Origin of the sequence: Herbaspirillum chlorophenolicum (assembly GCF_001189955.1) — a bacterium.
GTDB classification, from domain to species: domain Bacteria; phylum Pseudomonadota; class Gammaproteobacteria; order Burkholderiales; family Burkholderiaceae_D; genus Herbaspirillum; species Herbaspirillum chlorophenolicum.
On sequence record NZ_LFLT01000053.1, the window covers coordinates 1 to 21,920 of the forward strand.

Consider the following 21,920-nt stretch of genomic DNA (forward strand, 5'->3'; position numbering starts at 1 on the left):
TTGCAGTGACGTCGTTAAACATCATGAAACGAAGAAATCGACAGCACTGCTATACAATGCGCCGATCGTGACTCTAGGATTGGCCGCCAGCACTTCATGAGACCTTCTTCCGAATCCTTCGTGCGCCGCGTGCGCAGCAAGCTTGATGAGCTGTCGGCCACCGAGCGCCAGCTGGCGGATTTCCTGCTGGAGTTTCCCGGCGAGCTGGCCAGTTATGCCGGCAACGAGCTGGCGCAGCTGGCCGGCGTGTCGCCCTCGACGGTGAGCCGCTTCATCCGCCACATCGGTTACGACAGTTATGAAGAGGCACGCCGCCTTGTGCGCGAGGAACAGGAAGTCGGTTCGCCGCTGTTCCAGCCATCCTCGGGCGCGGCGCGCCATGTCAAATCGGTGGCCGCACATTTCCAGCAATCGCAGGCCAACCTGGCCGGCACTTTCGAACGCCTGTCCGATGCCGGCATGGCCGAGATCGCCAAGGCGATTGCCGGCGCGCCGCAGGTGCTGGTATTCGGCAGCCGCAGCAGCCACGCCTTCGCGGTCTATTTGCGCTGGCAGATCATCCAGGTGCTGCCGCACGTGACCGCCATCCCCGGCCCCGGCGAGACGGTGGCCGAACATACCGCCGGCCTGACCGAGCGCGATTGCGTGATCGTGTTCGGCACGCGCCGCCAGACACGCCAGATGGAGCGGGTGCTGGATGCCGCCAGCCGTGCCGGCGCCCGCATCCTCTATATCAGCGACCAGGCCTCACCCGATTACGCCGGCGCCACCTGGTCGCTGCAATGCCAGTGCCGCGGCCCCGGTTCCCTGGACAACCACGTGGCCGTGATGGCCCTGTGCGACCTGCTTGCCACCCTGGTCATCGAAGCCAGCGGAGCGGCCGGACGCAAACGCCTGGCGGCGGTGGAGCAGGGCCATGACGAGCTGGACGACTTCAACTGAGCGTTTTCCCTTCCAATTTCCTGCCTGGAATCTTGATTTCAGTATTCCGGGCAGATTGAATCCCCATTTTCTTCCAGGCGCCGCACGCTGCAGGTGCGGCGGCGCAGCCTGCTTCACCAATTGAAGGCGGCTTGCTTCGGCGGGGCTTGCATCCGGGCAAGAGGCCATTCCTTCTCCAGTCCGTGCAAATCCGGCTTCCAGCGCGGTTTTTCCTCATCCACATCGGCGCCATTGCAGCAATGGCATGCCGGTCCGGACGTTGGCACGGCGATTGCTGTATGCCTTGCAGAAATGAAATTTAAATTTCAGTAAAAAATTAATTGTGAAATTTTTATTCCATTTTCTGGCGCGCTGGACTAAAGTAAATCACGCAACGGCGGCAGTATCGGCCGCCGGGGTCCAATAGCCATGACGCAGTAGCAAGAACCGAAACATGACTTTCGTTTGCCATCCCACGCATGAGGAGCTGACCATGGCTGGACCCGTACTTTCTTCGCCGGATACCCCGCGCATCGCCGAGTTGGACGGCGCGCTGGACAAGATCGGCGTCACCCGTTCGCACCACACCATCATCTTCCTGATCCTGATCGGTTGCCTGTTCGACAGTTTCGAGCAGAACGCCATCGGCCTGGTCGGCCCCATGCTCAAGCAGCAATGGGGGCTCACCACTACCGACATCGGCCTGTTGAATACGGTTACCTTCGCCAGTGCCGCCATCGGCCGCATCGTCTCCGGCCTGGTGGCCGACCGCTATGGCCGCCGTGTGATGCTGAGCCTGGACCTGCTGCTGTTTACGCTGGGCGCCGGCATCTGTGCGATGGCGCCAGACCTGACAGTCATGGCCATCGGCCGCGCCATCGTCGGTTTCGGTCTGGGCGGTGAGATCGCCATTGCCGTCACCATGCTGGCCGAGTTTTGCTCCAGCAAGTTCCGCGGTACCGCGGTGGGGCTGGTCAACGTTGGCGCCGGTGGCCTGGGCAATTTCCTGGCGCCGGCTTTTGGCCTGCTGGTGTTTACGCTTTTCCCCGGTGAGAACAGCTGGCGCTGGCTGTTCCTCTGCCTGATGCTGCCGGCCTTGCTGGGGGCTTTCTATCGTCGCTACATCCCGGAGACGCCGCGCTTTTTGCTGTCGCGGCACAAGATCGCTGAAGCCAACCAGGTGCTGTCGCGTCTGGCCAGCGGCAAGCTGTCCGGCCCCGCGCCTGAAGCGGCGGCGTGGATTGCCGACGATGGCCGCCGCGAGCAGGCGGAGCGCGTGAAGGTGCGTTCGATGGAAATTTTCCAGGGACCGCTGGCGCGCCGCACCGTGCCGTTGTGCATTGCCATCTGGATGACCTATGGCGCGCAGATCTCGGTGCTCACCCTCATGCCTACCATCCTGGTCAGCCTGGGCTACAGCATGTCCAAGAGCCTGCTCTTCACGATGGTGATGCAAAGCGGCAGCCTGCTGGGCGCGATCGCGGCCTCGGCCTTCGGTTTCCACATGCCGCGCAAGCGCGTGCTGACCATTGGCGCCGTCTGCGCCTGTGCGGCGGCGCTGGCGATCGGCTTCGTGGCCAAGAACATCGCCATGATCCTGGTGGCCGGCGCAGTGTTCCAGTTCTTCGTACTGTTGTTGAACACCACTATCTGGATCTTCGCCCCCGAGCTGTATCCGACCCGCGTGCGCGCCTTCGGCACCGCTTTCATCCTGGCTACCGGCACGGCTGCCGGCGCCTTCATGCCGCTGGTGGCGGGACGCCTGTTCGACGCCTTCGGCCTGGCCGGCGTGTTCGGCATGATCGCATCGATGTACGGCATCTTCACCATCGCAGTGCGTACTGCGCCGGAAACCTACGGCAAGTCGCCTGACGCGCCGCTGGAGGATGTGCCGGTACACGCGCCGGCCGAGGTGGTCGCGGTCGTCGGCCGCAGTTGAATCCACCGCAGTTGATCCACTTTACCCAGAGCCAAGCATGCGTCATATCCTGCTGATCAATCCGAACTCTTCCACCGCCACCACCGAGATGATGGTGGCCATCGCTGCCGCCGAGCTGCCGCCAGGCTTCTCGGTCAGCGGGGCGAGTGCGCGCAGCGGGCCGGGCATGATCGTCAACAGCGCCGAGCTGGAAGCGGCTGCGCCCGAGGTGGAGCGCAACTGGCAGGAGTTCGGCCGCCATAGCGCCGGCGTGATCGTCAGCGCCTTCGGCGACCCCGGTATCGAGCGTGTGCGTGCCGCTGGCAAGGTGCCGGTGGCAGGCATCTGCGAAGCGTCGATGCTGGAAGCGGCGCAGGGCGGACGGCGTTTCGGCGTGGCGACGGTCACGCCGGAACTGGCCGAGGCCATTGCGGCCAAGGCGCGGCAACTGGGATTGGGCGGCCTGTACACCGGCATTCGCCTGACCGCGGGTGATCCGCGCGTCTTGGCGGCCGACCCGCTGGCGCTGGAAGAGGCGCTGGCGCAGTCGGTGCAGGAATGCGTGGAACTGGACGGCGCGCAGGCGGTGGTGATCGGTGGCGGGCCGCTGGGCCAGGCCGCCATCGCATTGGCCCGGCGTTTCACGGTGCCGGTGATCGCTCCGATCCCGGCCGCTGTACGCGACTTGCTGCGCCAGCTGGACGTCTTCGATACAGCCGTAGCTTAGAGCATCGCCAAGGGCTGCTTGCGGCGCGGCGGCGGGAAGGCGGCGTCGAGTTCCTTGAGGTCGGTGCCGGCTAGGGTAATGTCGAGGCAGGCGCGGTTTTGCCGCACGTGTTCCTTGTCGGACGCCTTGGGAATGGCGATCACGCCGGGTTGGCGCAGCACCCATGCCAAGGCGACCTGCGCCGGCGTCACGCCATGCCGCTGGGCGATGGCAGACAGCGCGGTATTCTTCAGGATGCGTCCCTGTTCTATCGGCGAGTAGGCCATGATCGGCACGCCGCGTTCCAGCGATTCTGGCAGCAGGTCGTATTCGATGCCGCGCCGCGACAGGTTGTACAGCACCTGGTTGGTCAGGCACTGGCCGCCGTTGTCTTCTTCCAGCAATTCATCGATGTCGTCGGTATCGAGGTTGCTCACTCCCCAGCCGCGGATCTTGCCCTGTGCCACCAGCGCCTGCATCGCCTCCACCGTGGCCGACAGCGGGTGCGAGCCGCGCCAGTGCAGCAGGTAGAGGTCCAGCCGGTCGGTGCCAAGGCGCTTGAGGCTGGCTTCGCAGGCAGCGATGGTGCCGCGCCTGGAGGCATTGTGCGGCAGCACCTTGCTGACCACATAGACCTCGTCGCGGCGACCGGCGATGGCGCGGCCGACGATGCGTTCGGCGCCGCCGTCGGCGTACATCTCGGCGGTGTCGATCAGCGTCATGCCAAGCTCCATGCCGGCCTGCAGCGCCTTCACTTCAGCCGCGGCCTGTGCCGCAGATTCGCCCATGTTCCATGTGCCCTGGCCCAGGGCCGGCACCTGGTCGCCGTTGCGCAGCCTGACCAGCGGGATTTGCGTCATGCGTCCTCCTCCTGATGGGAATGCCGCCGGCGATGCCTGCACTGATGTTCGGCGACGAAAATGCATTAGAACCTATTTTTGCGCCGGGTTCATCACGCACCGCACATCCCCGTCATGGCGATGCATTGCAGCAACTTTGTGGCGCCGTGCCTGCGCCGCGATTGTGGCCGCGGGCAACTGCTGGCATGATCGTAGCCAAGAAAAACCAAGGGGAAATCATGTTGCGTCGTTTGCGTCAGGCTTGCGCCAAATATTGGGGACGCTGGCTGCTTGCGCTGGTGCTGACCGGTGTGGCGGCTTCACAGGTCGTCGGGATGCTGCCGGGCGAGTGGGTGGGGCGGCTGGACCTGTTCTTCTACGACTTGCGCATGCGGGTGGTCAAGGCCGAGCTGGACCCGCGTATCGTCATCGTCGATATCGATGAGAAAAGCATCGCCGAAATCGGCCGCTGGCCCTGGAGCCGCGACGTGGTGGCCGAGATGGTCAGGCAGATGACGCAGACCTACCAGGCGCAATCGGTGGGTTTCGACGTGGTGTTCGCCGAACCGGATACCAGTTCCGGCTATACCCGCCTGGAAGAATTGGCGAAAGGCGAATTGAAGGATGTGCCGCAATTCACCCGCCAGCTGCAAAGCCTCAAGCCGCAGATGGATTACGACGCGCGCCTGGCCGAAGCCCTGAAGGGGCAGCCGGTGGTGATGGGCTATAACCTGTCCAACGAAGCCGGCGCCATCGCCAAGGGACAACTGCCGGCGCCCGCCTTCACCGTGGCCGACCTCGGTGGTCGCCGGCTGGACGTGACGCACTGGCGCGCCTACGGCGCCAACCTGCCGCAGCTGCAGCAGGCGGCGCGTTCGGGCGGCTTCTTTAATCCGCTGCCCGATGAGGATGGCCTGATCCGCGCGGTGCCGCTGGTGGCCCAGGTCGGGGACAACTTCTATGAGTCGCTGGCGCTGGCCACCGCGCGCGTGGCCTTGAACGGAAAGCGCATCAAGCCGGTGTTCCTGCAGAACGACGCTGTGCTGTCGGACGAACAATTGCGCGACTACGGCGCGCTCGATTCCATCGCAGTCGATGTCAAGCCCGATCCGCTGTTCATCCCGGTCGAGCGCCACCTGACCACGCTGGTCACTTACCGCGGCCGTGGCGGGCCGGCGGGCGGCGCCTTCCGCTATGTGCCGGCGGTGGACGTGATCCGCGGCCGCGTGCCGCACGACCAGCTGGATGGCCGCATCATGCTGGTCGGCACCACCGTGCCGGGTTTGAACGATTTGCGGGCCACGCCGGTCAGCCCCGTCTATCCCGGCGTGGAAGTGCATGCCAACCTGATTGCCTCCATCATCGACGGCGACTTCAAGCAGCGTCCGGAATTCGCGCTTGGCTACGACATGGTGCAGATCCTGGTGATCGGCCTGGTGCTGGGCATCCTGTTGCCGATGCTGGGGCCGCTCATGTCGATCTTGCTGACGGTGGCCGCCGGCGCCGGCATCGGCGCGTTCAATTTCTGGCTGTACAACGCCGGCGGCCTGGTGCTGCCGCTGGCCACCGCCTTGCTGCTGATCGCCGCGCTGTTCGTCTGCAACCTGGGCTGGGGCTACCTGTTCGAGTACCGCAACCGCAAAGCCATCGTCAACCTGTTCGGCGAATATGTGGCGCCCGAACTGGTGGCCGAAATGGCGGCCAACCCCGAGAGCTACAACATGGAAGGCGAGATCCGTGAGCTGACCGTGATGTTCTCCGACGTGCGCGGCTTCACCACCATCTCCGAAGGCCTGCAGCCCAACGAGCTGCGTGAATACATCAACCTTTACCTGACCGCCATGTCGGAAGACATCCGCGGCAACCGCGGCACCCTGGACAAGTACATCGGCGACGCCGTCATGGCTTTCTGGGGCGCGCCGCTGGAGCTGCCCGACCACGCCGCGCGCGCGGTTGCCACCGCGCTGAAGATGCAGCAGACCACCATCGCGCTGAACCAGGAGTTCGTCAAGCGCAACTGGCCGCCGCTGAAGATCGGCATCGGCTTGAATACCGGCTCGATGCGCGTGGGCGACATGGGTTCCAAGATCCGCAAGGCGTACACGGTCATGGGCGATGCGGTCAACCTGTCTTCACGGCTGGAGTCGATTACCAAGGTCTACGGCGTGGGCGTGCTGGTCGGGCAGGCCACGCGCGATGCTGCGCCGGGCTTCGCCTACCGGGAGCTGGACCGCGTGCGCGTCAAGGGCAAGAACGAACCGGTGCCGATCTTTGAGCCGCTGGCGCCCGACAGTGAACTCGATGCCGGCCTGCGCGCCGATGTCGAGCAATGGCATGCGGCGCTGGCCGCCTTGCGCGCGCAGCGCTGGGATGACGCCGAGCGTGCAATTCTCGCACTGCGGGAAAAATCGGCGCATGGCCTGTATGCGCTGTATCTCGAACGCATCGCCCGCTATCGCACCGATCCGCCTCCCGCCGATTGGGACGGCGTCACTACGTTCGACACGAAATAAAACGGCAATTGTTGGCGCGTCTTTACACCGAGACACAAAAGATAGTTTCCATAAAGGAATATTCGACGTGGTGAAAATACCCGCAAACCAGTGCGGGCGTGCTTTTTAATCGAATTTTGTCGACGTTCAAGAACTGAATCTCTATACTTTACACGCGTCAAGAAACACTCATGCTGCGGGAGAGGATGGGTTGTTTTCCCGATAGCCGGTCGCTTCAGGCAAGAAGAATCGGCAACCGGTACTGACGATTCTGCTTTAAGGGATTCCATCGTTTTCAGTTTGTCATCCGCCACAACGGAGCGTGCCGCGTGCGCGCCTGTTTTGCGTATCAGGGCGGCAAGCGTGGGGAGGATATTCCGATGGCGGAGATTCAGGGAGCAGGTCGAACCGGCATGATCCGCCATCGGCAGCGTTGCGGACGTGCATCAAAGAAAAAAAGGGGAGGCGGGCCGTACAGGCAACCGCCCGCACATATGATGAAACACGGCTTTCAGCATTATTTGATGGGGATGGCGCTGGCGACGACAGCGCTGGGGGCAATGGCGCAAGCCGCGCCGCAGGCCGCCACAGCAGCAGTGGCGCCCGCCGACGAACGCTTCGAGATCAAGCGTTTCCAGATCGACGGCAATACCCTGCTCACGGCACAGCAGATCGAGCAGAGCGTCGGGCCTTTCACCGGCTCCGGTCGCGTCTACGGCGATATACAGCAGGCGCTGGAAGCGCTGGAAAACGCTTATCGCAAGGCTGGCTACAACACCGTCCAGGTCCATGTGCCGGAACAGGAGCTGACTTCCGGCGTGGTGCACATCCAGGTGGTGGAAACCGTGATCGGCAAGGTCACCGTCGTCGACAACAAGCATTTCAGCGAAGCGAACATCCGCGCCAGCATGCCGGCATTGCAGTCGGGCGTGGCGCCCAATATGCGCAAGATTTCGGAATCGGTGCAGCTGGCCAACGACAATCCGGCCAAGCAGGCCAACGTTGAACTCTCCAGCGCCGAAGCCGATGGCAAGATCGATGCCAAGGTCACGGTGAACGACAACGACCCGTTCCGGGTGATCCTCACGCTGGACAATACCGGCTCCCCGGAAACCGGCCAATGGCGTACCGGCGTCGCCCTGCAGCATTCCAACCTGTTCAACCGCGACCATGTCGGCACGCTGGCGTACACCACTTCGCCCGACAGCCCATCGGGCTCCAAGGTCGACCTGTATTCGCTGGGCTATCGCCTGCCGCTGTACGGCATCGGCGACAGCATGGACTTCATCTACGGTAAATCCAACGTGACCAGCGGCACTTCGCCTACGCTGGGCTCGCTGTTCGGCTTCACCGGCAAGGGCGATGTCTACGCAATTCGCTGGAACCATTTCTTCGCCCGCAGCGGCGAATGGACCAGCAAGCTGGTGTTCGGCGCCGACTACAAGAAGCTGGGCTCGACCTGCAACTTCGCCGGCATCGCGCTCTCCACCTGCCAGCCTTATTCCACGCTGCCGCTGTCGGCCACCTATAGCGCGCAGCGCCAGAGCGTGGGCGAGATCCTCGACTACAACGTCGGCATCGCGCGCAACTGGGCGGTCGGCCCCAGCTACACCAGCACCAGCGGCCGTACCGACCATTATTCCTTTATCGCCGGCAACCGCGACACGACCGACAACTTCGTCATCGCGCGCGGCGGCGTTTCGCTGCTCAAGGCGTTCGCCAGCGACTGGCAGATGCGCCTGGCCGGCACGGCGCAGTACGCGCCCGATCCGCTGGTGCCGGCCGAGCAGTTCGGCCTGGCCGGCTCGACCGCCGTGCGCGGTTTCTCCGAACGCGCGGTATCGGCCGACAGCGGCGCGTTCGTCAACGCCGAAGCCTATACGCCCGAACTGCTGGCCAAGAGCGAGCTCAAGGGCAACCTGCGGCTACTGGTGTTCTACGACATCGGACGCGGCTACAACAACAAGACCGCCGGCAGCGCGCTGGCCTCCAGCATGACGGTGGCCAGCATCGGTTTCGGCGCGCGCTACAACGTGGGGCGCGACTTCAACCTGCGCCTGGATGTCGCGCGCGTTTCCATCGCCGGCACTTCGCAGACGGAAAAACGGGGCGACCTGAACGCCCACCTGAGCGCTACCCTGGGGTTCTGACATGAAAAATACCGTACCCGCATCCGCTTCCGAAGGCCAGGCCGCATACGGCGTGCCGCCCGCGGTCGAACTGTTGCCGCCGTCGCTGACGGTGCGTCTCGGCAAACGCCGCCTGACCCTGAGCTGGCGTGCACGCAAGCCTCTGCCGACACTATTGGGCCGCCTCTTGCAGCGATCCTGGCGCCAAGTGCTGGCGCCGGTGCTGCGTGTGTCGGTCGCCGCCGCCGCGGTGTGCGGCGCCTGGCAGACCAGCGCGCTGGCCGCCATGCCTGCGCCGGGTACGCTGCCTGCGGGCTGGAGCGTGGTCAACGGCAATGTGGTGTTCACGCAGAACGGCAACGTCCTCAACATCAACCAGCTTTCGCCGCAGGCGATTGCCAATTTCCTGTCCTTTTCGATCGGATCGGACGCCGCCGTCAACATCAGCCAGCCCAGTTCGGCGGCGGCCTTCCTGGCCAAGGTGACCGGCGGCGACATTTCGCAGATCTACGGCAAGCTGACCGCACCGGGCCTGGTGGCGCTGTATAACCCGAACGGCATCCTGATCGGCCCGGGCGGCACGGTCGATGTCGGCCGCTTCATCGCCTCCACGCTCAACATCAACGACAGCGATTTCCTGGCCGGCAAGCTGACCTTCTCCAAGCAGGGCACGGTCGGCTCGGTGGAGAACCAGGGCACGATCAAGTCCGCCACCGGTGGCAGCGTCTACCTGATCGGCAGCAGCGTCACCAACGGCGGCATCATCCAGAGCCCGCAGGGCGAGGTGATCCTGGCCGCTGGCGAAACCGTGACGCTGGCCGACACCGCCACGCCGGGCGTGACGGTGAACGTCACCGGCAACACCGGCAATGTCACCAACCTGGGCGCCATTACCGCCGAAGCCGGCCGCATCGGCATCGCCGCCGGCCTGATCAGCAACAGCGGCACCATCAGCGCTTCGAGTGTGGTGCGCGAAGGCGGCCGCATTTTCCTGCGTGCCTCGCAAAACCTGACGACCACGGCCAGCTCCAGCATCAGCGCCGACGGCACGGCCGGCGGCAACATCAAGCTGTATGCCGACAACCAGGCCTATATCGACGGCAACGTTTCGGCTACCGGCTCGGCCGGGCCGGGCGGCTATGTGGAAACGTCGGGCTTGAAGCAGCTTGATGTGGTGAAGGCGCCGAGGGTGGGTGCGGGCGGTACCTGGTATATCGATCCTTACGATCTTGAAGTGGTTGCCGATAGCAGTGGCTCCAGCAACGTTTCCAGTGGCAGCGACGGCGGTTCGAATGTCATTACCTCGGTGGGCAGCAGTTCCCAGATCAGGGCCAGCTCGATTTCGGGTCAGCTTAACGATGGCATCAGCGTGATATTGACGACTGGCGCCGGAGGTTCGTCGACGGGCGGCAATATCACCGTCAATAGCGCGATCAACAAGACCAGCGGCTCGTCAGCTGGCCTGACGCTCAATGCGAACAACAGCATTGCCATCAATGCCGACATCACCAGCACCAGCGGCGCACTGAATCTGAACCTCAACAGTAACTACAGCGGCATCGCCGGCGATCATACGGTGAATGTCAGCGGTGCGACGATCAAGCTCAATGGCGGCGTCCTCAGTGTTCTCGACGTCGGCAGCAACACCGGCAGCGGCAATATTGCCATCAATAATGGCGCCACAATCAACCTCGATCAGGGCGGTACGCTCAACGCCCGCACGCTCACGATTGCGGCAGGCGGTACCCTTTCAAGCATCTATAACGCCGGTGTGATCCTGGCCGGCGATTTGAACAACAGCGGTACGGTCGGACTCAACAATTCTGCGTTGAGCGTCGGCGGCAAGCTGGTCAACCAGGGCACGGTGAACCTGGCCAACGTCAGCGGCACGCTGGGCAACGTCACCAACAGCGGCAGCATGACGATGGCCAGCATGTTCCAGGGCATCGCCGCGACCGCATTCAACAACAGCGGCTCGCTGACCTTGAGCAACGGCTCGACGCTTAACGCTGGCGCTGTGACCAATACCGGTACCGCCACGATCAATGTATCGACGCTGAATGCCAGCACGCTGAACAATAGCGGTACGGCAACGGTGAGCGATGGCGCCGTGACCGTCACCGACAAGATCACCAATGCGGGCCAGTTTTCGATTTCCAATAGCACCATCAGTACGGTGAACGGCTTTATCAATAGCCTGGGCGCCACGCTGAACCTGGGCTCTCAGTCCACCTTCAACAGTGGCACCGTGGCCAATGCCGGCACGATGAATGTTGGTGGTATGGCAATCACCATTGCAGCACTGGAGAATGACGCAACGGGAACGGTCACAGTCAGCAACGGTGCCTCGTTGAACGGCACTTCCTTTTCCAATAGCGGCACCCTCAACATGCAGGGCAACGCCGGCGTGCGTTTTTCGTCGGGGGTGCAGAATCAGTTTGACGGTACGATCAGTGGAACAGGAACGATCGGTACGTTGAACAACAACGGCACGCTGGCGCCGGGCGGCGACGGCAGTGTCGGCGCCCTGAACATCGATGGCGACCTGACGCTTGGCAGCGGCAGCAAGCTATTGCTGGATTTCTCCAATGGGGGTTACGACCAGATCAACTTCCTGAGCTGCGGCACAATAAGCTTGGGCGGTACGCTCCAGACGCGCTTGCTCAACGGTTATACGGCACCGGTGGGTACCTCCTATCAGGTGTTCGACACGAGCATCGGGGCGCAATTTGCTCCCGGCTCCTATTTCCGCAACGTGACCGGCGACGTGCTGACCATTGGCGGCAACAAGCAGATGATCAAGGCCACCACTACCAATGGCCTGACACTGGCCATGGCCGGTTCGGCCACGTTGACCGCCAGCGGTGGCGATTCCGACTGGGGTAGCCTCGCGAGCTGGAGCGGGGCTGGGTATATCCCGACCCAGATCGATACCGTCGTCATCGGGAGCGGCATGAGCGCGCATCATGGCTCCGGTACCGATACTATCGACAAGCTGGTCCTCAACGGCGGCAAGCTGGACATGTATGGCGGCAGCAGCCTGACCGTGGCCACCTCGACTTCGGGCAGCGGCGACATCACCGTGTCTTCGCCGACGAACACCGATGGCCCCAATTTGTTGCTGGTCGTTGGTCCGACCAGCGGCACCACGCTCACCCTCAATAATGCCGTCACCAATGCCAATGTCAGCGTCGCTGGCGGCAATCTGGTGCTCGGCGGTAATGCGCGTTTCTACGGCATGACCGTGAACAGCGGCAACGTCACCGGCAATCCGGGTTCGCGCCTGGTCGTCTCGGACAGCTTCTACCAGGGCGGCGGTAACATGACCCTTGCCGATGCCGCACTGAGTTCGGCTTCCGGTACGCTGACCGTGGGCAATATCACGGCCAACAACCTGGTGCTGGAAGCGCAGAACGGTGATATTGGCCAGTATGGCAGCAGCTGCATGAGCATATCCACCTCGCTGCATGTGACCAAGCAACTGATTGCATCGGCCACCGGCAATATCAACCTGGCCGGCGCCAACAGCAACAACCAGATTGCCGCTTTTGCCGCCAACAGCAGCGGCCAGGGCAATATCACGCTGCTCAACCACCTCAATACCGATGACACCAGCGTGGTGACCATCAATGGCGTCAATGCCGCCAACGGCAGCATCAATATCGAGAACTATGGCGCCATGCGCACGGAGGCGATCGGTTCGAATGCCGACTTCCTGGGCAGCTTGCCCACGGCGGTAGACGGCACGTCCACCAGTACGGCCAACAAGCTGGCCATGCTGGGTATTAATGCCACCGGCCTGATCAAGGCCCGTGGCAGCAGCGGTTCGGTGAACATGTCGACGCACAGCCCATTGACCATCGGTTCGGGCGGCGTGGACGCCAGCAGCAACATCGCGCTGACGGCGGGCAGTTCGGCCAACAGCAGTGACGACAACCTGATCATCAACGGCCTCCTGTCCTCGCAGGGCGGCAACGTCGCGCTCTCCGCCGGCAACAGCCTCACCCTCAACGCCAATGTGGCGACTTCGGCGCCAGGCCTGGCGACGTTGTCGGCCTTGGCGTTCAATTACACCCCAGGAGTCAGTATCACTGATGCTAATGGGGTACGCATACCGGTACCGCTCCCGTCATCGCCCTCGTCCGATCCAATCCCGGCGGGCGCACAGGGCGTGGCGCCGGGGCTGCAGCAGCAGAGTATCAGCAGCATTATTGCGATCCTGACGCAGAGCACGACGCAGACTTCCAGTTCGACCGGGAAGGTCAGCATGACGGATGGCGGCGGCACCGCAGACAAGGAAAGCACGAAGGACGCTGCTGGCGCTCCCAAGGCGGCCAAGCTGTATTGCAATTGATGCACCGAATCGTATGGTTTTCCCGGGCGCCAGTTGATGGCGCCGGTTTTCAGGACTCAGTATGAAATCGTTGAATTATTCTCGTTGGACAGTCATGGCACGGCGGCTGGCCTTGTGGTGGATGGCATTGGCGCTGCTGGCCATTGCCGGTGTGGCGCAAGCGCAATCGCAGGCCGTGGGTACGGTGACGCATCTGTCGGGCCTGCTCACGGCCCGCCACGCCGATGGGACGCGCACCGTGCTGGCGGTGAAGTCGGCCATTCTCCAGGGCGATACGCTCATTACCGAGCGCGGGACGTATACCCGGGTGCAATTCCTGGACGATGCCGAGATCGTGCTGCGTCCCGGCAGCGAGGTGGTGGTAGCCAAGTATGTCTACGACGAAAAGAAACCGGAAAACGATTCAGTGGCGATCAACCTGGTCAAGGGCGGCTTGCGCGCCGTGACCGGCCTGGTCGGCAAGCGCAACCACGAGGCGGTCAACTTCGACACGCCGACGGCGACCATCGGTATCCGCGGCACCAATTTCGGTGCGCTGTTCTGCCAGAACGATTGTGGCGCCGTACCCACAACGAACGGGACACCGCCGCAAAACGGCTTGCATGTGGATGTGGTTCAGGGGGCGATCGTGTTGACCAACCCCGGGGGCACGCAACTTTTCCAAGCGGGGCAATTCGGTTTTACACCAAGCATGCAGGTGCCGCCGATCATCGTTCCCGTGAACCCGGGGATCAAGTTCACGCCTCCTCCGAGTTTCAGCACTCCGGTATCACCCAGCCAGCAAAGCACATCGGGGCAAGCGGTCGATTGCGTGGTGCGTTGAGTTTTTAGAACTCGAGAGTGACGCCCGGCGCCAGCATGCGCGGCCGGTGCGGGCTGTTGCCTGCGGAGATTTCCAGGGCGATCTGCTCCTGCTGGTTGGGCTTGGCGTGGGTGACCAGCACTTCCGGCCGCGCGCGCAGCTTTGCCAGTTCATCCAGCAGCAGGCTGGGGCACAGGTGCTTGGACAAGAGCGCCAGGTCGCGCTCGCGGTCTGCGAAGGCGGCTTCGATGATCAGGTAGCGCAGGTCGCCGATGGTATTCAGGAATTCCCACAGCGGATCGCAGATGCAGGTGTCGCCGCTGAAGGCGAGCGAGGCGCCGCTGGCCTGATTATGCAAGTGATAGCCCACGGCAGGCACGGTATGCGTCGCCGGCAGCGGCGTGATGCTGCGCGTGCCCAGCGTCACGGTCTGGCCGACCGCGATGGCGGCAAAGCGCAGGAAGGGATTTTCCGGCGTCGGGATCTGGCTGAAGTCGGGCCAGATCTGCCAGTTGAAGATGTGCTTGCGGACGATCTCCAGCGTCTCGCGCGTGGCGTACATCGTGACCGGGCGTTCGCGCAGTTCGCCCACGCTGTCGACCATCAGCGGCAGGCAGGCGATATGGTCCAGGTGGGCGTGCGTGATGAAGACATGGTCGATCGCGGCCAGGCGCTCCAGCGACAGGTCGCCTACGCCGGTACCGGCGTCAATCAGGATATCGTTGTCGACCAGCAGGGATGTGGTGCGCATGCCGTTTCCGCCGATGCCGCCGCTGCAACCGAGAATCTCTACGCGCATGTGACTTGCCGTTCAATATGGTGATGGGCCGGAAGTCCGCCCCATTGCGGCTGCCGAGCATTGATTGCACCCCGGAAACCCCCGCCGGGACTGGGTTTGCGCAAAATGTGGCAAACTATGCAACAGTGGTCGATGTTAAGTTATCCGCGCCCCTAAATCAATGAAAAGAAACCGGGGAAGCAGGGCGTATTCCTCCATTTGGTGCAGGTATGATCCACCCGGCAATATTTCAAAAGAGTAAGCTGAAGAATTGCAGGCGATTTAGGCCCAAGCTCGCTGGAATCTCCGGCGCGGGCGGGCTTTAAAATCACCAGAATGCGAGTAGAGTGTCCGGAAAAACGCCGGACTCCGCGCCTTGGCCGGCGCGCACAAAAAACCGCAATAGCCGACCCCGATTTTCCATCCACTGCAGCACCGGCAATCGCCATGGACAAGCACCGAGACATTTCCTACCGGCTGGACCAACTGACCGAACTGAGCATGGCGCTCAGCAACAACCGCGACTTGCCGCTGCTGCTCGAGCGCATCCTGCTGACCGCCATGGACATCACGCAAGCCGATGGCGGCACCCTGTACCGCATCGATGACAGCGACAACAGCCTGCAGTTCTACATCTCGGTCAACGGCAGCCTGAAGATGCACCAGGGCGGCAGCAGCGGGAAGGCGATCTCGATCCCCAACATCGCGCTCAGGCTGCCCGACGGCGAGCCCAACCTTTCGGCGGTGGCCGCCTATGCGGCCAACACGCGCAAGTCGGTCAATATCCCCGACGTGTACCAGGCGACCGGCTTCAATTTCAACGGCATGCGCATGTTCGACGAGAAGTACGGCTACAGCTCGCAATCGATCCTGACCGTGCCCATGCAAGACCACAGCGGCGAGCTGCTGGGCGTGCTGCAGTTGATCAACGCTACCGACCGCGCGGCCGGCAAGACGATCGCGTTCTCCGAGACCGACCAGCACTTCATCGAAGCGCTGGCCTCGCAGGCTTCGATCGCGATGACCAACCAGCAACTGATCCGTCGCCTGGAAAACCTGTTCGAAAGCTTCATCAAACTGATCAACATCGGCATCGGCGAAAAGTCGCCGCACACCGGCCGCCACTGCGAGCATGTGCCGGAACTGGCCATGATGATCGCCGAAGCGGCGCATGCAACCACCGAAGGCCCGCTGGCGGATTTCCGCATGACCGATGCCGACCGCCGCGAGCTGTGGGTGGCCGGTTTGCTGCACGACTGCGGCAAGATCAGCACGCCCACGCACATCGTGGAAAAGTCGACCAAGATGGAAACCATCTTCGACCGCATCCACCTGATCGACACCCGTTTCGAGGTCTTGAAGCGCGACGCCGAGATCGGCGTGCTGCAGGAAAAACTCGCACTGGGCGCCGCGCTCACGCCGGAAAAAAGCGCCGAGCTGGATGCGCGCCTGCAAGCCGAGGTCGCCCTGATGGACGACGAGCGCGCCTTCCTGCGCAAGAGCAACATCGGCACCGAAGGCATGAAGCCGGAAGACCAGCAGCGCGTGCTCGACATCGCCGCCCGCCAATGGCGCGGCCCGGACGGCCAGGTGCGCAATTTGCTGGACGAGGAAGAAGCCGGCAACCTGCGCATCCGCGCCGGCACCTTGAACGATGCTGAACGCCAGATCATCAACAACCACATCGTGATCACGATCAGGATGCTGGAATCGCTGCCCTGGCCCAAGCAATTGCGCAACGTCACCGAATATGCCGGCGGCCACCACGAGCGCATGGACGGCAAGGGCTACCCCAAGGGCCTCACGCGCGACCAGATGTCGGTGCCGGCGCGCATCATGGCGGTGGCCGATATTTTCGAGGCCGTCACCGCCGCCGACCGCCCCTACAAGCGCGGCAACACGCTCAACGAGGCGATCGATATCCTGGCCGGTTTCCGTGCGCGCGACCACATCGACCCGGACCTGTTCGATATCTTCATCCGCAACAAGGTCTACCAGCAGTACGCCGACAAGTTCATGCATGCCAGCCAGATCGACGAGGTCGACTTGTCGAAGATTCCTGGGCACGCGCCTTAGATTCACGATATAAAAGAGGCTACCGCCAACTCGGGCATAGGCATTCATCAAGGAACGTAATACGTGTCTCAGGCAGTAACCCGTCCAGCGACATCCGCAGCTACCCGGAGAGGTAATTTCATCAGCCGCCACTGGCGCGGCGACTATTCGCTCGCCCGGTCCTACTGGCTGCATACGGTGCTGCTGTCGTCGCTGTTGCCGGCATTCTCCATCTCGGTACTGGCGCGGCTGACCAATGACATGCCGGCGCGCTACGGCGTGGGCGGCGTATTGGCGATCGCCGCTTTCAGCTATCTCGCATGGATCTGGGGCGTGCGCGGCTGCTGGATGTCGGCCAGCCGGCATGTGGCGCGCGGCGGACGGCGCTGGGCCGAGGTCGCGGTCAAGGTGCTGATCGTGTTTGGCGCCATCAGCCTGGTCTCCAGTACCTGGCGCGCTTCCCATTCTTTCCGCGAACAGTTCGATATCGCCCGCGGCAAGCAGCTGGGGCCGCCGGTGGTTTACCAGTTGCGGGTCGACGGCAAGTCCATCCTGCTGCAGGGGGGCATGAACGACGGCGCCGCCGATGGCCTGGAGCGCCTGCTGCAGGCAGAGCCATCGGTCACCACCGTGGTCTTGTATTCGGCCGGCGGCTGGGTGCGCGAGGGCAAGCTGGTGGGCGATGTGATCCGCCGCCACGGCCTCAATACCTATGTCGAGCAGGAGTGTTCGTCCTCGTGCACGCTGGCCTTCATGGCCGGCCGCGACCGTGCCATGGACCCGCGTGCGCACATCGGTTTCCATACGCTTTACACGGTGGGCGGCGACGACCGCATCAACAAGACGTTCGACCGCAACCTGACCTTCGACACCTACGGCAAGCTGGGCCTGCCGCATGATTTCATCGAGCGCATCGCCGATACGCCGTCCAACAAGAGCTGGTATCCCGAGCAGGGCCGGATGCTGCAGGCCGGCGTGCTTACGCGCCTGGCGCCCGGCGGCGAAACCGCGCAGCTGGCGACCATCGCCACCTCGCGCGACATCCTGGAGGAAGAGTTCAAGAAAGGCGCGCTGTTCGACATCATGGCGCGCTATCACCCCAAGGATTTCGCGCGCATGGTCGACCTGGCCTGGGCGCGGGCCCAGGCGCACGCCTCCGACGCCGAGATCCTGGCGGTTGGGCGCGAGCAGGTCGGCATCCTCAGCCGCAAACTGTTGCCCATTGCCTCGGACGAGTCGCTGCAGGAATTCCAGCAACTGGTACTGGACCAGGCCGTGGCGCTGCGCGGCATCAGCGCGGCGGCATGCACCGAACTGATCTATCCGCATTCGCGCGCCGACGCCGCCGCCGGCCGCGAAACGCCGCAAGCCGCGCTGCCGCAGGAATTCGCCAACCGCGAGATGGCGATGACCCAGCGCCTGTTCCGCGACGCCGACCCGGCCAACGCGGTACGCTTCACGCTGGGCGAACGCACCCGCGTGATCCGCCGCGCACTGGCGCCGCTGTCCCAGGAGCAGCTCCGGCTGCTGTCTTCGCCGGAGCGCCGCCAGGCCGACCCGGATGCGACTTGCGACGCTTCGATCTCCTATCTGCGCGCGGTCAGCGAATTGCCGCCTGATGAACGCAAGATCGCGCTGCGGGTGCTGTATTCGCGCGGCGAGTAACGCGCCACCACCGCGCCATCCGGTTGCGCCCTGTGGCGCTGTTGCGGCGAGGTAAAATGGCGCCTTCACCGTATGCTGGCGGCCGCCGGCAATGCCTCCCAGATCCAGATTCGAACCGCCCTGTCACTTGCGACGGGCCTTTGCTGCCGCCATGACCAACTCCCCCGTTTTCCCTTCGTCCCTGCGCGACTTCCGCCAGAACACGCTCGCCGGCCTGACCACCGCCTTCGCGCTGGTGCCCGAATGCATCGCGTTCGCCCTGGTGGCCCAGCTGAATCCGCTGATGGGGCTGTACGGCGCTTTCTTCATCTGCACCATCACCGCGCTGTTCGGCGGCCGGCCGGGCATGATCTCGGGTGCTGCCGGCTCGATGGCGGTGGTGATCGTGGCGCTGGTGGCGCAACATGGCGCGCAATACTTCCTGGCCACGGTGCTGCTGTCGGGCGTGGTAATGGTGCTGTTCGGCGCACTGCGCCTGGGCAAGCTGGTGCGCATGGTGCCGCACCCGGTGATGCTGGGCTTCGTCAACGGCCTGGCCATCGTGATCGCGCTGGCGCAACTCGAACACTTCCGCCACAACACCCCGGCCGGCCCGGTCTGGCTGCAAGGCATGCCGCTGGCCATCATGCTGGGCCTGACTTTTCTCACCATGCTCATCACCTGGCTGCTGCCGCGCGTGACCAAAGCGGTGCCGCCGGCGCTGGTAGCCATCCTCGGCGTCGGCCTGTTGGTGCAGTTGACGGGGCTGCACACGCCGACACTGGGCGACATGGCCAGGATCGCCGGCGGCCTGCCGCTCTGGCATTTCCCCGAAGTGCCGATGAACCTGGAGACCCTGCGCATCATCGCCCCATATGCGGTGCTGATGGCCATCGTCGGCCTGCTGGAAACCCTGCTCACCTTCAACCTCACCGACGAGATCACCGCCACCCGCGGCCAGCCCAACCGGGAATGCCTGGCGCTGGGCGCGGCCAACGTGGTGTCGGGCCTGTTCGGCGGCATGGGCGGTTGCGCCATGATCGGCCAGACCATGATCAACCTCGGCTCGGGCGGCCGTTCGCGCCTCTCCGGTGTGGTGGCAGGGGTGATGATCCTGATGTTCATCCTGTTCCTGTCGCCGGCCATCGAACGCATCCCTTTGGCCGCCTTGGCCGGCGTGATGTTCGTGGTGGCGCAGGAGACCTTTGCCTGGGGTTCGCTGCGGGTGCTGGGCAAGGTGCCGAAGAATGACGCCATTGTGATCGTCGCCGTGACCATCATCACGGTCTTTACCGACCTGGCCGTGGCGGTGCTGTGCGGCATCGTGATCGCCGCGCTCAACTTCGCCTGGGAGCATGCGCGCGAGATCCGCGCCGATGTCGTCGACAACGCCGACGGTTCACGCACCTACCTGCCGCACGGTACGCTGTTCTTCGCTTCGTCCGCACACTTTCTCGAACTGTTCGATCCGCAACGCGATCCACAGAAGGTGGTGCTGGATTGCCGTTATGTACGGTTGGCGGATCATTCGGCGATTGCGGCGGTGCAGACGCTGAGCGAACGCTATGCCAGGGCCGGCAAGGAATTGCGGTTGGAATCCTTGTCCAGGCGTTGCCAGGTGCTGTTGCAGCGGGCCGGTATCGCCTGAACGCGAAATATCCGATTTATTGATAGTTGATGGTGACCGTGGCGATGGAACGCAGGGTGCCGGGATTCATCGTGCCAGTTCTTGCATAATTGGCCACCATAGACAGGCTTCCACGCCTAAGCTCGGTCGAGATCGGCTCAGTCACACTTGCTGCCGACCCTGTCGGTGTAACTACTGCGCCACTACGTTGCGCGGTCAGACGCAGAGCGACACCAGAAGCAGTACCTGTGTTCGCAAAATAGTCGCTATTGTTAGGTGCTGCCGTTCCACTGAAGGTAAACCGCGCTGATCGGACACTCGTACTGCATTCCTCCACGGTAATGCTGAACGCCGTCGCGCCTGCCACACTTCCAACGGATAGGAAATCAGATGTCTTCACCGATGGCAGAGCAACGGATTTATTGGTATCTCCGACACTAATACGACAGGTCCCGCCGCCGCCTGGCGGCGATGCCGCCGCGCCAACGTACAAAATTGGACGACCAGTTCCATACATACTCCCATTAGGGCGTCTGATAGTTGTATATAGGCTTAATACGAAGTGGCGCCCATCATTGGGATAGCGACCGACGTCTCCGCTATCAGATTTTTTTCTGAGAATAAGCGTGACGTTGTTGGTTTTCCTTATGGTTCCGTTGTTCGAGTAACCTTGAGGGATTGAGTTATTCCCACCTGTTGCGTTGCTTATTTCTGCACCGTTATCGACGATTACCGAGTAGCTCAAGAATGGGTCGGTATAAGAGGTGCCAATGTTAAAAGCCGCGAAACTAACCTCAAAATTCTCTCTGTCAGGATCCGTACAGGTCCATTCGATGGTAGTTGAAACACGACCGACCTCTGTGCCAACACTGACTCGTGAAAGCATTTCCTTTGTGATAACAGGCGGTGTTAAATCTCGATTGCGAATTGCTCTACAGGTTGTATTGTCCCCGTAAGCTGCCGCGGAAAAAAAGAACAAAAACACTATCAAGAAATTTTTCGATCGCAAGAATCGACCATGGCTGGCCATACATAACTCCATGAAAAACATAGATACATCCGCGTCGATGGCGTCGTCTTAAGAATTGGGAGAGAAGATTGCTGGATTGTCTTCTTCTTGCTTGATCGGATACATGAGAAAACTCCTAAAAGAGACGGCCATGTTCCCTCTCCCCAGAGTGATTGCATCAAATTTCCAGAGTAGGTTCGATAAGCGATGTTCGTGGTGGTGCAGGAGAGCTCTCCGCTTTGGATTCGTAGCGTAGATGTTTTGAGACTTTTCTCATATAAACGCGAGAGGCGAATGGGCAAACTGACGTCACTGCATCAAGCAAACGAAGTCGGCAACAGCGCGATGCACATGAATCCAACTCTCTATCGAACCGAGGAAAATCATGCAAAACGTCATCGCCCGTTCCGCTTTCATCGCCATCGCCGCCCTGGCCTCTGCAGCCGCCTCGGCCGGCCCCACCGCCGAACTGAAGGTCACCGGCGTGATCAAGCCGGTTGCCTGCACCCCCACCATCGGCGCCGGTTCGGCCGTGGTCGACTACGGCAACATCATCGCCGGCTCCCTGGCTACGGGCACCAACAAGGTTCTCGACACCAAGGAAGTACCGTTCTCGATTACCTGCGAAGCTCCGGTCAAGATGGCC

General features: G+C 62.6%; 14 protein-coding genes. 11 read left to right on the plus strand and 3 right to left on the minus strand.

The window, feature by feature from the left end; genetic code table 11:
* The first annotated feature begins 96 nt into the window (after positions 1–96).
* The 3 genes from AKL28_RS20800 (at position 97) to AKL28_RS20810 (ending at position 3,566) form a co-directional block, all read left to right on the plus strand.
* On the plus strand, positions 97–942 hold the full coding sequence (locus AKL28_RS20800) for a MurR/RpiR family transcriptional regulator (RefSeq protein ID WP_050470245.1): 846 nt from the start codon (positions 97–99) through the stop codon (positions 940–942).
* Positions 943–1,414: 472 nt separating this feature from the next.
* The gene (locus AKL28_RS20805; protein WP_050470255.1) at positions 1,415–2,860 is read left to right on the plus strand and encodes an MFS transporter; all 1,446 of its coding nucleotides are present in this window, start codon (positions 1,415–1,417) and stop codon (positions 2,858–2,860) included.
* Positions 2,861–2,897: 37 nt separating this feature from the next.
* Complete coding sequence (locus AKL28_RS20810; protein ID WP_050470246.1) at positions 2,898–3,566, plus strand: aspartate/glutamate racemase family protein; 669 nt, start codon at positions 2,898–2,900, stop codon at positions 3,564–3,566.
* Here AKL28_RS20810 and AKL28_RS20815 read toward each other — a convergent pair.
* The gene (locus AKL28_RS20815; RefSeq protein WP_050470247.1) at positions 3,563–4,405 is read right to left on the minus strand and encodes an aldo/keto reductase; all 843 of its coding nucleotides are present in this window, start codon (positions 4,403–4,405) and stop codon (positions 3,563–3,565) included. The two genes, AKL28_RS20810 and AKL28_RS20815, sit on opposite strands and share 4 nt — an antisense overlap.
* Before the next feature lie 218 nt (positions 4,406–4,623).
* On the opposite strand from AKL28_RS20815, the gene AKL28_RS20820 reads away from it, so the two are divergent.
* The 4 genes from AKL28_RS20820 (at position 4,624) to AKL28_RS20835 (ending at position 14,182) form a co-directional block, all read left to right on the plus strand.
* The gene (locus AKL28_RS20820) at positions 4,624–6,897 is read left to right on the plus strand and encodes a CHASE2 domain-containing protein (RefSeq protein ID WP_050470256.1); all 2,274 of its coding nucleotides are present in this window, start codon (positions 4,624–4,626) and stop codon (positions 6,895–6,897) included.
* 476 nt (positions 6,898–7,373) lie between these two features.
* Positions 7,374–9,026: a ShlB/FhaC/HecB family hemolysin secretion/activation protein gene (locus AKL28_RS20825; protein ID WP_231602567.1), complete on the plus strand. Its 1,653-nt coding sequence runs from the start codon at positions 7,374–7,376 to the stop codon at positions 9,024–9,026.
* Position 9,027: 1 nt separating this feature from the next.
* The gene (locus AKL28_RS20830; protein WP_050470249.1) at positions 9,028–13,359 is read left to right on the plus strand and encodes a beta strand repeat-containing protein; all 4,332 of its coding nucleotides are present in this window, start codon (positions 9,028–9,030) and stop codon (positions 13,357–13,359) included.
* A 94-nt stretch (positions 13,360–13,453) separates the two neighbouring features.
* The gene (locus AKL28_RS20835; protein ID WP_231602578.1) at positions 13,454–14,182 is read left to right on the plus strand and encodes a FecR family protein; all 729 of its coding nucleotides are present in this window, start codon (positions 13,454–13,456) and stop codon (positions 14,180–14,182) included.
* Between the two features lie 4 nt (positions 14,183–14,186).
* Here the strand turns inward: AKL28_RS20835 and AKL28_RS20840 are convergent, their stop codons facing one another.
* Entirely contained in the window at positions 14,187–14,960 is a 774-nt protein-coding gene (locus AKL28_RS20840) for a 3',5'-cyclic-nucleotide phosphodiesterase (RefSeq protein WP_050470251.1), read from the minus strand.
* A 426-nt stretch (positions 14,961–15,386) separates the two neighbouring features.
* Between AKL28_RS20840 and AKL28_RS20845 the strand changes: the two genes are divergently transcribed.
* The 3 genes from AKL28_RS20845 (at position 15,387) to AKL28_RS20855 (ending at position 20,286) form a co-directional block, all read left to right on the plus strand.
* Positions 15,387–17,015, plus strand: coding sequence for a GAF and HD-GYP domain-containing protein (locus AKL28_RS20845; protein ID WP_050470252.1), 1,629 nt, complete (start codon positions 15,387–15,389; stop codon positions 17,013–17,015).
* A gap of 63 nt (positions 17,016–17,078) precedes the next feature.
* Positions 17,079–18,659, plus strand: coding sequence for a COG3904 family protein (locus tag AKL28_RS20850; RefSeq protein WP_050470253.1), 1,581 nt, complete (start codon positions 17,079–17,081; stop codon positions 18,657–18,659).
* 151 nt (positions 18,660–18,810) lie between these two features.
* Positions 18,811–20,286 carry a SulP family inorganic anion transporter gene (locus tag AKL28_RS20855; protein ID WP_050470254.1) on the plus strand — a complete coding sequence of 492 codons (1,476 nt, stop codon included), beginning with the start codon at positions 18,811–18,813 and terminating at the stop codon, positions 20,284–20,286.
* A 16-nt stretch (positions 20,287–20,302) separates the two neighbouring features.
* On the opposite strand, the gene AKL28_RS24050 is transcribed toward AKL28_RS20855, so the two are convergent.
* The gene (locus AKL28_RS24050; protein ID WP_169801864.1) at positions 20,303–21,295 is read right to left on the minus strand and encodes a fimbrial protein; all 993 of its coding nucleotides are present in this window, start codon (positions 21,293–21,295) and stop codon (positions 20,303–20,305) included.
* A gap of 364 nt (positions 21,296–21,659) precedes the next feature.
* Here AKL28_RS24050 and AKL28_RS20860 point away from each other — a divergent pair.
* Positions 21,660–21,920: DUF1120 domain-containing protein (locus tag AKL28_RS20860; protein WP_156226426.1), on the plus strand; the 261-nt coding region annotated here is incomplete at its 3' end.